General features: G+C 44.4%; 8 protein-coding genes. 7 read left to right on the top strand and 1 reads right to left on the bottom strand.

The window, feature by feature from the left end; all coding sequences use genetic code 11:
* Positions 1-39: 39 nt before the first annotated feature.
* Complete coding sequence (locus G3570_RS16595) at positions 40-141, bottom strand: zinc finger domain-containing protein (protein WP_428841718.1); 102 nt, start codon at positions 139-141, stop codon at positions 40-42.
* Positions 142-316: 175 nt separating this feature from the next.
* Between G3570_RS16595 and G3570_RS13695 the strand changes: the two genes are divergently transcribed.
* From G3570_RS13695 to G3570_RS13665, 7 genes are all read left to right on the top strand, one after another.
* Complete coding sequence (locus G3570_RS13695) at positions 317-3361, top strand: SusC/RagA family TonB-linked outer membrane protein (RefSeq protein WP_165143307.1); 3045 nt, start codon at positions 317-319, stop codon at positions 3359-3361.
* Positions 3362-3380: 19 nt separating this feature from the next.
* Positions 3381-4742 (top strand): RagB/SusD family nutrient uptake outer membrane protein, encoded by a 1362-nt coding sequence (locus G3570_RS13690; RefSeq protein WP_165143305.1) that lies wholly within the window; start codon positions 3381-3383, stop codon positions 4740-4742.
* 257 nt (positions 4743-4999) lie between these two features.
* Positions 5000-7465 carry an ABC transporter permease gene (locus G3570_RS13685; protein ID WP_165143303.1) on the top strand — a complete coding sequence of 822 codons (2466 nt, stop codon included), beginning with the start codon at positions 5000-5002 and terminating at the stop codon, positions 7463-7465.
* 86 nt (positions 7466-7551) lie between these two features.
* Positions 7552-10008, top strand: a complete 2457-nt coding sequence (locus tag G3570_RS13680; RefSeq protein ID WP_165143301.1) for an ABC transporter permease — start codon at positions 7552-7554, stop codon at positions 10006-10008.
* A 64-nt stretch (positions 10009-10072) separates the two neighbouring features.
* Positions 10073-12502, top strand: coding sequence for an ABC transporter permease (locus G3570_RS13675; protein ID WP_165143299.1), 2430 nt, complete (start codon positions 10073-10075; stop codon positions 12500-12502).
* Positions 12503-12646: 144 nt separating this feature from the next.
* Positions 12647-15097, top strand: coding sequence for an ABC transporter permease (locus G3570_RS13670; protein ID WP_165143297.1), 2451 nt, complete (start codon positions 12647-12649; stop codon positions 15095-15097).
* 171 nt (positions 15098-15268) lie between these two features.
* Complete coding sequence (locus tag G3570_RS13665) at positions 15269-15781, top strand: DUF6265 family protein (RefSeq protein WP_165143295.1); 513 nt, start codon at positions 15269-15271, stop codon at positions 15779-15781.
* The last annotated feature ends 222 nt before the right edge of the window (positions 15782-16003 follow it).

Raw genomic sequence — 16003 nt, 5'->3', positions numbered from 1 at the left:
GTGGAATAGCCAAGAGCACAATCTAAATAAAGCCGCTTATTACTTCTTCTGGCAGTTCTGACAGTAATAACCGTTTCGGCCGCCGACCTTTATTTTCTCAATAGTCCCACTGCACTGCGGGCATTCAAGGGCATAAAATATCTTCAGATATCACAATAGTCCGGGTAGACACTTAAAAGTTGAAAGTTTGTAAAATTAAGTTAAATTGAACTTATCTATCTGAATATCATAGTCTTACGCTAAATATGCTGTGAATATTGCAAATAGAGATATCAATGATTTATACGCCTAATCCAACATTTAAACCCCTACTATTATGAACAACAGCTACAAGTCGTATTCTCTGCTGTTTGTTTTGTTGCTTCTCTCACAGGTTGCAATGGCACAATTTACAGTCAGAGGTACTATAACAGATGAAACAACCGGTGATCCCTTGGTTGGAGTCAATGTTTTCCACCAGGAATCACAGAGTGGAACAACGACTGACATCGACGGTGAATTCACGCTGGAATTGCCCGGGCAATCGGCAACCCTGCGCATCACCTATATCGGGTACATTTCAAAAAATATTGAGGTGTCAGCTACCAACAATGAGGTCAATATCACACTTCGTCAGGATGTAGCCAATCTTGAGGAGGTGGTTGTAACCGGTTTGGCAACTTCAGTCAGGCGATCGAACTTGGCCAATGCCGTTTCTTCGGTATCTGCTGATGAACTGGTTGGCAGTTCGCCGACTCAAACCCTGAGCTCCGATCTTTACGGTAAGGTCACGGGTGCCAATATCAGTTCCAATTCAGGCGCCCCGGGCGGAGGTATCTCTGTTAAACTTAGGGGTGTCACCACGATCAACGGTTCTTCCGAACCGCTGTATATTGTTGACGGGATCTACATGAATAACGATGCTATCGCAAACGGATCCAACGCGGTTACCGCAGCGGCAGCCGGGGGTAGTTCTTCAAACCAGGACAATCCGGTTAACCGTATTGCCGATCTGAATCCCAGTGAAATTGAAAGTATAGAGATTTTGAAAGGGGCTTCAGCTGCCGCTATTTACGGTCAGCGTGCCTCCAGCGGTGTGGTAATCATCAAAACCAAACGGGGTAGTGCGGGCAAGGCCCAATTTAGTGCCTCGCAGTCTATCGGTATCACAACCATTCAAAAGAAACTGGGCCAGAGGGAGTTTACGGCCACCACAGCCGAAGCCGCTTTCGGCAGCACCGGACTGGCACTATTCAATGAAGCGCAAAGTTCAGGACGAGGCTTTTTGGATTATGAAGAGCTGATGTACGGAAATGAAGGCTTGCTTTCGAAAACGCAGCTCAGCAGCAGTTTCGGTAATGAGAGCACCAGCTTTTATGTAAGCGGTACACTACAGGATGATGAAGGCATCATAAAAACTACCGGTTATGAGCGACAGTCTATCAGGGCGAATGTGGATCATAGGTTCACTGAGAAACTGAAGGTTTCCGTCTCTTCCAACTACATTCACTCGGAATCACGTCGCGGGCTGACCAACAATGACAATACCGGTACCACTTTCGGGGTATCCATGGTTGCTACGCCCAGCTTCATCGATCTGCGTCCGGATGAAAACGGGATCTATCCCTCTCACCCTTTTAACGCTGCAAACCAGCTCCAGACACGGGATCTGTTCTCAAATAATGAGGGTGTAAACCGGGTGCTTACTTCCGTACAGCTCGATTATAACATCTTGCAACAGGCAGAAAATCTGCTGAAATTTCAATTTACCGGCGGTGTGGACTTTTTCAGTCAGAAAAACAAGCTGGTATTTCCCAGTGACCTGCAGTTTGAACAGGCCAGCGGGGCCCCGGGAACTCTTATTGAAACCAGTACCGACAACCTGAACACCAATACTTCGGCACTGCTGGTTCACACCTACATGCCGCGAAGCGGATTTACACTGGTTTCACAGTTGGGTTACACCTCATTCAATAATGACCAAAATTCGGTACTGAATGTTTCGAACGGCGTTTTAGGTACGCAGACTAACGTTGACCAGGCCGTATCCGTAAATGTAAACCAGACCCGGGTATTTCAACGCGACCGAGGTTTCTTTTTACAGGAAGAGCTGAATCTCAGTGATACCTACATTGCTACGGTAGGTTTGCGAGGGGATAAGTCAGACCGAAATGGAGATGTTGACAAGATCTATCTTTACCCAAAGGCTTCGTTTGCCTGGAACCTTACCAATATGGATTTCTGGGAAAACGATCTGGTAGATAATCTCAAATTCCGTGTAGCTTTCGGACAAACCGGTAACCTGTCTACCTTTGGGTCCAAGTTTACATCACTGGCTCCATCCAATATCGGTGGATTCGGCGGAATTCTGGTCACGAATACTCGTGGTGTGGAAGACATCAAGCCTGAGCGGCAGACCGAAATTGAGGGTGGCTTTGATTTGAGTCTGGCTGACGGATTAGCTTCTCTCAGCTTTACGGTCTATCAGAAGTCGATTGAAGACATGTTGCTGCAGCGAGAGCTGGAACCCTCTACCGGCTTCAGTTTTGAAAGCTTCAACGCCGGTGAGATGCGCAATCGTGGTATTGAGATCGGTCTGGATATGATACCTGTCAATTCCAGTGATCTGCGATGGAGCTCTACGCTAAACTTCTGGAAAAATGTATCTAAAGTCACAAACCTTCCGGTACCCGCTTTTGATGTGGGCGGATTCGGTACCTCCTTGGGTGTCTACCGGATTGAAGAGGGCAAATCTGCCACTCAGATTGTCGGACTGGATCCGGAGGTCGATGGAAATGGAAACTTGGTTACCGATGGCAGTGGAAATCCCAGTATAATTACCAAAAAACTGGGGGACGGCGAGCCTGACTTCCAGCTCTCTTTTTCCAACCAGTTCAACATCTTTAAAAATGTTGATTTCTCCTTCCTGCTTCACTGGAAGAAGGGTGGAGATACGATCAACCTGACGGAACTGCTTTATGATCTGAACGGTACCACTCCTGATTATGATGATACGGATCTGACATTTGCCGATTATCAGAACCAGGCTGCAGGTATCACAGATGACACACCCAATGGGGTTAAGCGGTTAAGTCTGCTTGGAATAAGTACGGATCAGTTTGTACAGGATGCTTCTTACCTGAGAATGAGAGAAATAGGCCTTTATTACAATGTTCCTGTTTCATTTACCTCAGCTCTGAGTGAAAGCATCAGAGGAATACGGTTTGGTGTTTCTGCAACCAATCTCTTTACCATTTCGCCTTACAGGAGTTACGATCCTGAAGTTTCTAACTTCGGCAATCAGCCTATAGCGCAAAATATTGAGGTTGCACCCTATCCTTCATCCAAACAGTATTATTTCCATTTCAATATCGACTTTTAATCCATACAGGTAATTGATTATGAATTTTTCCAAAAACATCTATCTAAAACATACAGCACTGCTCATTGTGCTTGTTGTGTTCGTTTCGGGATGTGATATCTTCAAGATTCAGGATCGTCCCGATCCCAACAACACTGAGTTAGGCACCGTGATCAACAATCCGACGCGGTCTGAGGTAAACACGCTCGTAACCGGTACGGAGTCGGGTCTTAGAACCGATCTTCGCATCTATCATATCAATACCGGTATGATAGGACGTGAAATGTACCGTTTCCTGGCTGCGGAGCCTCGTAACACAGGTGATCTTCTGGGTAAGGGTAATTCCGAGCTCGATGCCGGATCTTTCTATACTACCCGTCCATGGGCGGCATTTTATACCAATATTCGAAACGCCAATATTCTTATTCAGTCGGTAAACACCATTCAGGGTGATGCCCTTTCCGATGCGGAAAAGAATGGCGTTTACGGGTTCGCGAATACCATCAAAGGGTATCAATACCTGATGGCATTGACGATGCAGAATGAAAACGGTATCAGACTGCAAAACGAGACGGACTTACAGCAAACCGGCGCAGTATTAAGCAAGGATGATGCCTATGCAGAAATTGCTGCCTTGCTGGATGATGCAGCCACGGATTTGCAAAATGCGGGCGCTGCATTTAGCTTTTCACTATCCAGTGGATTTGCCGGTTTTGATACACCGCCCGGATTCCTTCAGTTCAATCGGGCTTTGAGAGCCAGGGTTGCAGCCTATCGCGGGAATTTTGATACTGTATTATCAGCCCTGGATGATTCATTCATTGATGAAACAGCAGATCTTGGGCTGGGGGTTTACCACGTCTATTCCACCGCCACTAATGATCAGCTCAATCCGGTATTTGCAGATCCCAATGCAGGTTCCGGCGACAGTTGGGTTGCACATCCATCATGGGTGGCTGACGCTGAAGCAGGTGACGAACGGGTTGACAATAAGGTGGTTCTTCGCGATGAAGAAGCTTCATTAGATGGACTAAGCAGCAACTACGGTCTGTTTGTCTACCAGTCGCAGACTGCTCCTTTCCCAATGATCCGAAATGCAGAATTAATTCTGTTGCGCGCGGAAGCCCTTGCACAGCGGAACAATGCAGGTGATCTGGATGACGCCGAGGACGACATCAACGTAATTCGTGATGCTGCCGGACTGTCTGATTTCGATCGCGGTTTAGGCGGACAGGATGCCGTAATTGACGAGATGCTACGTCAACGACGTTATGAACTTTTCTTCGAAGGACACCGGTGGATTGACATGCGTCGCTATGATCGACTGGATCAACTGCCTATTGACCGCGCAGGTGATAACGTGTGGGAATCCTTCCCGATACCTGAAAACGAAAACGTTTAAAGATCTCAATTAACATCATTTCTGAAAGGCCGGGTCATTGATCCGGCCTTTTTTATTTATAAATACAGATTGGCTGTTCGATTTCGTACATCATCTGTTTCAAATCGCACATTACTATGCTGAAAACATCACGTTTAGAGATTAATGAAGCAGATAGAGAAGGCTGGTACGATTATTGGATACTTGGTTATTAGGTAACAGATACCGGTTGTCGGTTGCTGTATGATACCATAACCAAAAAGTGATAACCCATACTAATGATACGCAACTATATTAAAATTGCCTTTCGCAACCTGTTTAAAAACAAAGTGTATTCGTCCATCAACATTTTTGGCCTTGCGATAGGGATAGCATGCTGTCTGCTCATAGGAATGTATGTCATCAATGAGTGGAGTTATGATACATTTCACTCAAAGTCGGATCGTATTTACCGGGCCTGGGTCAATGAAACTACCCCCGACGGCAGGGAGATAATGAACACAGCTACCCCGGTTATTTTGGGACCCACTTTGAAGAGCAATATCCCGGAAATTGAACATCTCACATACCTGTATCAATTCAGCAACCTGGCTAAAACCAGCGAAGAACAGGACCCTTTGACGGAGCAGGTTTTGGCAGTAAATGATGACTTTTTTAAAATTTTTGATTTCAAGGTTATCAATGGAAACAGAGAGGCCTTATTTAGTTCTCCTTCCTCGGTTGTAATTTCTAAAGAGGCAGCTGAGCGATATTTCGGTAATGTAGATCCTATACAACAGGTACTTTCTATTCGCACCGGTGATGAATACCGTGATTTTACAGTGACATCTGTAATTGAAAATCCGCCATCTAACTCCAGCATCAGATACAGTGTGCTAATACCCACCCAGAATCTTGAGGATCTGGTTGGTCAGCAGGGTATGGAAAGCTGGTTTAATATTTTTGGAAGTACCTATTTAACCTTGTCAGAAGGGACAGACCCTAAACAGCTGGATGCCAAATTTGCCTCTATGATGGAGGGCGCCCTGGGTCCCGAGTTGTATGAGGAAACCAACTATACCGTCGGACTTCAGCCACTTACTGATATTCATTTGAATACAGAGCTGCCGGCTGGTATTGCGGTAGTCACCGATCCGGCCTATACCTACATTTTAGCAGCAATTGCAATGCTGGTGTTACTGATAGCCTGTGTGAATTTTATGACTCTCTCCATCAGTCGCTCAACTTCCCGGGCCAAGGAAGTGGGTATACGAAAGACTATCGGTGCCGTTCGACAACATCTGATGTACCAGTTTTGGGGTGAATCGTTTTTGATGTCGCTGCTTGCTATGGGGGTCGGAATCACCTTTGCCGAGGTTTTGCTGCCATTCTTTAATGATCTTTCACAGACTACTTTGCAGCTCAGTTATAATCTTGAGACCGTTGGAAGCCTGTTACTGTTATCGCTATTCATCAGTCTGATAGCCGGTATCTATCCAGCGTTGATTTTATCGGGCTTCCGACCGGTAGAGGTATTGAAAGGGCGGTTGAATCTTTCTGGGGATAAAGGTCGATTTCAACAGTTTATGGTTGTATTCCAGTTCTCTTTTTCAATAGTACTGGTTATAGGAACCATAACTATATATAAGCAACTTCAGTATGTGCAGAATAAGAACCTCGGTTATCAGGAGGACCAGGTACTGCAGTTGGAATCCGGTTTTACAAATTCTCCTCAGGTTCCTATTAATCAGATTCTGGAGCGGGCAAGCAGCAGGAAGCAGATTTTAGAAACAGAACTCTCTTCACTGCCTGATGTACAGGTTATCAGTACCTCTTCCTTTACGCCTGTTCAAACAGCTGGCTGGTTCCGAATGGGCTTTTATAATGATCAAGAGCAGTCTACCGATTTCCATGCTAACTTTGTAGATGCCGACTTTATTCCGGCACTGGGAATAAAGTTGATAGCGGGTCGGAATTTTTCTGAAAATAATCCTTCTGATTCACGCCGGGCAATAATTGTTAATAAGGCAGCGGTAGATTATTTCGGTTGGGAAAATCCTATTGGTCAACGCCTATCGGGTAAGGATTTCATAGATCATGAAATTATAGGTGTGGTTGAAGATTTTCATTATGAGTCTTTACACACTCCCATTGAGCCGTTGATATTAGCCCAGAATCCAGAAATTCTATTGAGCGGAATATCCAATTTGAATATCAGGAATTCATTTGACCCGAGATATACCCTTAAATTCAGTTCCGGCAATTTAGAGGGCATGGTCAGTTCAATTCAGGAGGTTTGGCAGCAGGTTGCACCGGAAGCGCCCTTCAATTACACCTTCATAGATGAAGTACTGGATACCCAATATCGCCGGGAGCAACGTCTCAGCCGTATTGTAACCACAGGAGCCACTTTAGCCATAATAATAGCCTGCCTGGGACTTTTCGGCTTGGCTTCACTGATGGTGGTACGTCGAACCAAGGAAATAGGGGTCCGTAAAGTATTGGGGGCTTCGGCTTCCAGTATAGTATTGTTGGTAAACAAAGAATTCACACAGCTGGTGGCTATCGCCTTTATTATCGCGGCTCCGATTGCCTGGTATGCCATGTCTCAATGGTTACAAGACTTTGCCTATCGCATAGATCTGGGTATTGGTTTGTTTGCACTTGCCGGTCTGGCTGCCTTGGCTGTAGCCTGGCTGACGGTCAGCTACCAGTCGGTGAAAGCAATATTTGTTAACCCGGTAGAAAGCTTAAGAAGCGAATGATGAACAAATAACAATGAGTAATTATCAATTAGCAATAAAGATCGGTTACCAAATTGTTAATTGCACTTTGCTAATTGAATAGTGCCATGCTTAAAAATTATTTTAAAATAGCCCTGAGGAATCTTAGAAAACAGAAACTGTACTCTGTGATTAATATTGCAGGTCTGAGTATAGGTATTGCCGGCTGTATAATAATTTTTCTGTTCATCCAGGATGAGCTCTCTTTCGACAGGTTTCATGAGAACGTGGATAATATATATAGAGTCGAAGAGCTGCGTTATGAAAAGCTGAAATCGGATATTGAACCTACCCCATTCTACGATACCTCACTTCCTGATGGGGTGAGTAAGTTACCCTGGTTGCCTCTGCCATTGGGTCCAACAATTGCTGAGTTATTTCCGGAAATAGAACATTTCTCGAGAGTAGATGAAAATACTTTCCTTGCACGTCATGAAGACCGTTCCTTTCAACAGGAAGTACTGATGGCTGATTCTGCATTTTTTAAGATGTTTTCATTTCCTCTCCTCGAAGGAACAGCAGAGGATGCATTGAATGATCCGGGGAAGGTTGTATTAACTCTGAATACGGCCAGGAAATATTTCAAAGAAGATAATCCTGTCGGTAAAACACTTATCGTTACTATCCAGGGTGAGGAAAAAGTCTACACGGTTTCTGCTATTGCTGAAGAGCCTCCCGAAAATTCCAGCATCACCTTTTCTATGGTAATGCGCACTGAGAACAAGCCCTATTATGAATTTAATATTGATCGTTGGAACAGTTTTAATACACCACTTTTTGTAAGTCTCTATCCCGGAGCGTCAGCCGATCAATTTGTAGACAAACTTAGAGATTTTGCTGAAGAGCGATACTCTGAAAGCCGGCAAGCGGCCAGGGACCGGTTGGGCATGCCTGAAGATGCTACCGTAGCTGAGTTTGATGTGACCCCTTTAAGCGGCATTCATCTTGATGCTTCGGCACATTGGCACAAAGTCAGTAATTCATTGTACTCCTATATTTTGGGTGCCATAGCAATATTGATACTTGTTATTGCATGTATCAACTATATTACTCTGGCGCTGGCCCGATCTTCAGGTAGGGCGAAAGAGGTGGGCATTCGAAAAGCCTCCGGCGCACGGCGCGGCCAAATAGCGCTTCAGTTTTGGGGAGAGACTCAGTTGCTCAGCCTGCTGGCCCTGGTAGCCGGAGTCTGCCTGGCCGAGCTGGCGTTGCCCCTATTCAATAATATTGCCGGTAAAACACTGTCGATCAGTTATACCGGTGATGCAGGCTTCCTGGCAGTTCTGTTTGGAATAACACTGTTATCGGGCATCCTCGCGGGCAGTTACCCCGCGTTGATCCTTTCAGGTTTTCAACCTGTAAAAGTGTTGAAAGGGCTCAAGGCCTATGCTTTCAAGCCAAGGCTATCGAAGGCATTGCTCGTTATACAGTACAGCCTTTCTATTTTTCTCATCATCAGTTCTCTTGTGATGTTCCGACAAATGGAATATGTAAGCGGCAAGGAACTTGGCTACAATGAAGAGCAGGTTGTGTTCATACCTACTCATACGGGCTGGAACGAAAAGGGCACCCGGTTGATGGAGCGTTATCGAACTGTTTTGAGTGAAGTGCCGAGTGTGAGATACGTGAGCGGAATGGCACCTGCCATAACCCAGGGGTCGAATATTTACGCTTTCGGTGTTAATGGTGAGGAGAAACGCTCTCACATTTATTATGTGGATGAAGATCTGATTAATACACTCGGTATTGAACTCGTTGCGGGCCGAAATTTCTCTGAAAGTCGACCCTCTGATGTTACCGGTTCCATCATCGTGAATGAGTCTCTGGTAGAATCTATGGGATGGGAAAACCCTATCGGACAAAACCTGCCCTGGAAGGGAGAAGAGAATCCGTCCACAGTTATAGGCGTAGTGAAAGATTTCCACTTTCTATCCATGGAATCGGAAATTGAACCGATGCTATTTCATATGGATCCGGACCAGGGGGGTATAAACGCGGTAGCGGTCAAAATCGGAGAGGGTATGGTTGCTGAAACCTTGCCCAAGCTCGAAAGTGCCTGGAATAGGGTAGCACCCTTTACTCCATTCAATTATTGGTTTCTGGATGAAGCGCTTTCCCAGCAGTATGAAGACTACCAAAGATGGTTGAATATTATGGCTGCTTCTACGGCACTGGCTATTCTGATCTCATGTCTCGGGCTTTTCGGACTAGCAGGTTTAACAGCCTTAAATAAAACGAAGGAGATAGGCATTCGCAAAGTGCTTGGAGCCGGTATTGATCAGATTATTCTGTTGTTGAACAAAGACGTCGTGAAGCTGATTGCTGTATCGCTGGCACTGGCAGCTCCGGTATCGTGGTATATCATGGAGCAATGGCTTTCTGACTTTGCCTATCACATAGAAATTGGGGCCGGAGTATTCGTGTATTCTGCCCTTACAGCTCTGCTGATTGCGTTAATGAGTGTAAGCTATCATTCTATAAAAGCTGCAATGCTTAATCCCGTGGATAGTTTGAGAAGTGAGTAGGTGTACGTGAAAGGTTAAATATGGAACGTCAAACTTGAAAAGTGGAAGTTGAACATTTAAAGTCATGATTAAGAATTACCTTAAAATTGCCTGGCGTTATCTACACAAGAATAAAATATTTTCATTTGTCAATATTACAGGATTGACGCTGGGCTTCTTCTGTTCCATTCTTCTTGCCCTTTATGTCATAGATGAATTGCGTTTTGATACATTTCACGAGGATGCTGCACGAACCTATAGGATTATTCAAAAAATTGAAGAAGTGGACGGCGAAACTAGAAAAGTGGCAACAGTCGCTCCGCTGGTAGGACCGGAAGCTGTTGCACAATTCCCGGAGGCAGAAACCTATCTTCGGCTGATCGAAATTGGCAGGCTGACCGTAGGTAACGAGCCACAAAACAGGGATTACGAACGCATCTGGATAGCTGATTCCAATTTCTTCCAATTTTTTGATTATAAGGCTTTATACGGCAATCCTACTGAGGCGCTCAGCCGTCCGGACAATATTGTTATTACCGAATCTACGGCGAAAAAATATTTTGGCAGAACGGATGTAGTTGGTGAAAATCTATATACCAATGTATTTCAGGCGACCGTTTCCGCAGTTATTGAAGATTTTCCGGACAATTCCCATTTAACTATTAATACCATTCACGCTGTTCCTACCTGGGAGCGGGAAATCGGGCAGTGGAAGGAGTGGGTCAGCTCAAATTGGACTTCAAATTCTTTTGTAACCTATCTAAAGATGCGCCCCGACTTTGACAAAAAAGCATTTGAGGGAAAGTTGACTTCCCTGGTAACTGAAAACTATGGGGAAGAAGTCAACTACCAGAGTAACTTTAGTTTGCAACCTTTAACAGATATCCATCTCTACTCAAGCGAAATTCAGGGAGGTATGAATTCACGGGAAGGGAACCCCTTATATACCTACATGTTCATTATCATAGCTGTGCTGTTGCTGGCCATTGCCTGTTTCAATTATATGAATTTGTCTACGGCTGCTGCCTCGCGACGTACCCGAGAGGTAGGGATGCGAAAAACACTTGGAGCACAAAAATGGCAACTGATTGGCCAGTTTGTTGGGGAAGCACTGCTAGTCAGCACCTGTTCTTTGCTGCTTGCGCTATTTGCTATTGAACTGTTGCTTCCTCAGTTAAATGTATATCTCAATAAAAGTCTATCTCTGCCCTTTGATAATATTCAAATGTATACGGTTTTGGGTATTATTGTTCTAATAGCTGGCATTTCTTCTGCTATTTATCCTGCCTTTTTTCTATCCCGGGTTGAGCCTGCAACGGCACTTAAAAAAGAGATTAAAATTGGAGTCAATACTTTTTCCTTGAGGAAAATACTTGTAGTAGCCCAGTTTGCTATTTCCATCGTCATGATATCTACTACTATTATAATCTATAACCAGCTTCAATATGTTGAGCAAAAAGATTTGGGTTTCAATCTAAATAATTTACTGGTTATAGATATCAATAGTGGTGCCTTGCGTTCGCAGTTTGAGAGTATCAAACAGGAATTTGAAAAACTCAGCGACATAGAAACTGTAACGGTTTCATCCAGAGTGCCCGGTGAATGGAAGAATTTCCCAATTGCCAATTTGGAACACCGAGGCAGCGATGCAAAATCTCAGGCTATTTTTGTCGGTGTTGATGAGGATTTCCTGGATACCTATAATATTGAGTTGCTTGAAGGCCGAGCTCTCCGAAACGATGTGGCCGACTCCAACTCTGTTATGTTAACAGAGATGGCTGTGAGGCAACTCGGTTTGGAAGATCCTATAGGGCAAGTACTGGATGTTCCGAGCACAGTATGGAGTGGGGATTTGAATGAGCAGGATACACCTTACTCTCCGCGCGTGGTGGGTGTAATCAAAAACTTTCACTTCCAATCTTTCCGCGAGGAGATGCGCCCGATGATGCTGGCATCCTATCGCAATCCTATTCATAGCATTGATTATTATACCTTGCGTGCATCCAACGCCAATTGGCAGAATATTCTTCCTTTACTTCAGGAAATCAATAGTCGTTTTGATCCGGAAAATCCAATGGAGTATACTTTTTTGGGGAACCGTTTTGACCAATTTTATGAGGAGGATCGCATTCGAGGACAATTGTTCATGGTATTTTCAATGATAATTGTTTTGATAGCCTGTCTCGGACTATTTGCATTGGCTTCGTTCGCAATCGAGTATCGTATCCAAGAGATTGGAATACGAAAGGTGTTGGGTGCTTCAGCCTTTGAAGTAAACTGGCTGTTATCTAAAGATTTTGCCGTACTTATTGGAATTGCATTCATTCTAGCGGTACCTGTGGCTTGGTATGCGGCACAAAGCTGGCTGCAGGAATTCGTTTACCGGATAACCATTCCGATTTGGGTATTCCCGGCGGCCGGCCTGACTGCATTATTCATTGCTCTGGCAACAATCTCATACCAGACACTGCGGGCGGCTTGGATGAATCCGGTGAAGAGCTTGGGAAGGGAATGAAAAGCGGACCGATAACCGCAGCCTGATGACTGGAAAAAGTAGTTACCATTCCTCTTTATTCAGTCAGTATATATGAAATGAACTATCAGGCTTCAGCTATCAGCTGCCGAGAGCCGAAACCTGACAGCTAAAAAGCAGAATGTTATGATTAAAAATTACTTAAAAATCGCCTTTCGAAATCTTCGCAATCAAAAAGGATATGCTTTTATAAACATATCTGGACTTGCAGTGGGTCTGGCTTGCTGTATTCTGATTATGATCTACGTGACACACGAACTTTCGTATGACAAACATCATGAATATTCAGATCGGATATACAGGGTAGTTTCAAAAATTGATTTTTCCGGTAATTATCTTGAGTTGGCAACGGCTCCGGCACCGATGGGTCCGACGCTGAAACAGGACTTTCCCGAGGTGGAGGCGGTGACCCGTTTCCGACCTATTGGCAGCCGTATTGTGAAAAGAGGTGATATGAACATCAAGGAAGATGGGTTGGTATTAGCGGATCCAAGTGTATTCAGGGTCTTTACCATTCCCATGCAATACGGGGATCCGGAAACGGCGCTTGAGAAGCCTAACACTGTAGTCATTACCGATAAGATCGCTCAAAAGTACTTTGGCAAATTAGATGCCGTCGGTGAACGTATCATCATCCTGGATGAATTTGAATTTGAGGTTACCGGTGTTATTGAAGAGATGCCATCCACTTCACATTTTCATTTCAACTTCATGCTTTCCATGTCTACCACAGAGGAGGCCGAGAATAACAGCTGGTTCAGTAATAATTTTCGTACTTATGTACTGCTCAAGCCGGGGGTTGATGCAGAAAGATTTGAGGAAAATTTTGAAACCATAAAAAAGCAATATGTCGAACCGCAACTCAAGAGTTTTATGGGGATCAGTCTTGATGAGTTCGAGGCAGCAGGGAATAGTGCGGAATATGCTTTGCAACCGTTAACAAGCATACATCTTTACTCCGATCTGACCGGTGAATTTGAACCGAACGGAAGTATCACATACGTATATATATTTTCAGGTCTTGCGGTGTTCGTGTTATTGCTGGCTTGTATCAACTTTATGAACCTGGCGACAGCAAGATCTTCAGTCAGGGCACGTGAGGTGGGTATCAGAAAAACGCTGGGTTCAGCCAGGTCACAGCTTACTGTTCAGTTCTTGTCTGAAACGGTCCTATTAAGCATTCTGGCTATGTTTGTAGCCCTCTTTTTGGTGGAGTTGTCTCTGCCTTATTTCAGCAATCTTTCCGGTACGGATATCAGAAGCGGGTACTTAAATGAACCCACGATTATGGCAGGCCTTTTTGCAGTCGTACTTATCACAGGGTTGTTTGCCGGAAGCTACCCGGCTGTGATGCTATCCTCCTTAAAACCGTCCAGAGTGCTGAAAGGTGTTTTTTCTGAACAGTGGCGACATATTTTTATGAGAAAAGGATTGGTGGTATTTCAGTTCAGCATTTCAATTGTCATCATTGTAGGTCTGCTGGTTATTAATAAACAGCTGAACTTCATACAGAGCAAAGAGCTCGGTTTTTCGAAAGACCAAATTATCATTGTTGAGGATGCCTACACCCTGGGGAGCAGCTATGCTGTGGATGCCTTGAAAGAAGAAATGCTAAAGGACCCCATATTTAAATCGGCCACTATTTCAAGCTTTTTCCCAGTACAGGGATATAGTAAAAATGACCTGGTCCATTGGCCAAAGGGAGAAGAGCCAACCCAGAATAATACGGTTAGCATGCAAACCTGGACGGTGGATGAGGACTATATTCCAACGTTGGGTATGGAACTGGTTGCCGGCCGTAATTTTGATGAAGAACGCGGTACGGAAGAGCAAACGGTCATCCTAAATGAGTCAGCTGTCAAACGATTCAAATTCGAAGATCCGGTTGGAGAGTCAATCGTAAGCTATGGGTTCGATCATAACGGTAATATTGATAATTCGCAGGTTAGGGAATATCGAATCATTGGTGTGGTTAAGGATTTTCACTATGAGTCGCTTCGGCGGAATATCGAGCCCCTGGGACTCTTTTATGGAAAGAGCAGTGGAAATGTGGCATTTGCTATAGGTGCTTCTAACAGCAGGGAGGCCATAGAGAAATTGGAAGCCTGGTGGAACGAGAAAGCACCCGACAGGCCGTTCAATTATTCGTTTATGGACCAACAGTTTGAACAGATGTATCGATCAGAACAGAGGGTACAGAACCTGATGACGGCTTTCTCGCTGATTGCCCTTTTCATTGCCTGCCTGGGTCTCTTCGGACTCTCAGCACATAGTGTGAATCGCAGGACCAAAGAGATCGGTATTCGCAAGGTGATGGGAGCTACAGTTCCGAACGTGCTGGCCTTAATTTCGGGTGAATTTCTGAAACTAGTTGTTATCAGCTTTTTGATTTCCATTCCGATCTCCTATTTCGCAGCTACGAGGTGGCTTAATGATTTTACCTATAGGACAAACATCGGTGTTGATATTTTTCTGTTGACAGGTTTGGGGGCCATCCTGATTGCCTTACTGACTGTAAGCGGGCAGTCGGTAAAAGCAGCTCTGATGAATCCGGCAGATAGTTTGAGGAGTGAATGAATGGCAGGTTGCAGTGGTCGATAATAATTAACAATGGGTAAAATAAAACTTTTGTTATAATTGAATTTATTCGCGAATCGCCTTGCAGGTGGTGGTATTTGGATGGCCTCATGTTTGATGTACTAACTTGTATTTGCTGTTATTTAAATTTTTCAATGTATAAACACCATTATGAAACATCTCTTTCTGTCTGCTCTGTTATTGGTCCTGTCTGTAAATCCGGGTTATTGTCAGGAAACGTTTTCCAATACAGTGAGACTCGATGAAAGGGTGGCTTCTCCCAGGGCAACACTTCAGGATGTCGCCTGGGTTCAAGGCCACTGGAAGGGCGAAGCATTCGGAGGATTTGTGGAAGAAATATGGACGCCCCCACTGGGCGGTTCGATGATGTGTGCATTCAAATTAGTGGTCAACAACAAAGTACGCTTTTATGAGATTGTCACTCTTTCGGAAGAAAACAGCACATTGATGCTTCGACTCAAACACTTCCACAAAGACTTAAAAGGGTGGGAGGAGAAGGACGAAACGGTAGATTTCCCCTTGGTTAAGATGACACCGGGAAAGATGTTTTTTGATGGATTTACATTTGAGAGAATCAGTGAAAACGAAATGAATATTTACGTGATAATTGAACAGGAGGACAAAGAGCGAGAAGCTAAGTTTAATTATAAGAGAGTGCTTTAGGGATAGTAAATAGCTCGAGGTTAAGGTTGCAGCCATTTACAAAATATTTAAGAATTATTTGGAGACTTTGATAAACAGTGACGAGTGTTCACGCTTTTCGCCTTTCCTATTCGAACGTGGACGCTTGAACCAGCCTTGAGTTGAAATAATTAAAAATTACGAATTACGAATTTTGGAGTCAGAAGGATAAATCAGTCAGCTTGTTCCACCATCAAGCTGTTC

Origin of the sequence: Halalkalibaculum roseum (genome assembly GCF_011059145.1) — a bacterium.
Lineage (GTDB): Bacteria > Bacteroidota > Rhodothermia > Balneolales > Balneolaceae > Halalkalibaculum > Halalkalibaculum roseum.
This window is presented reverse-complemented; position numbering and strand designations above follow the sequence as displayed.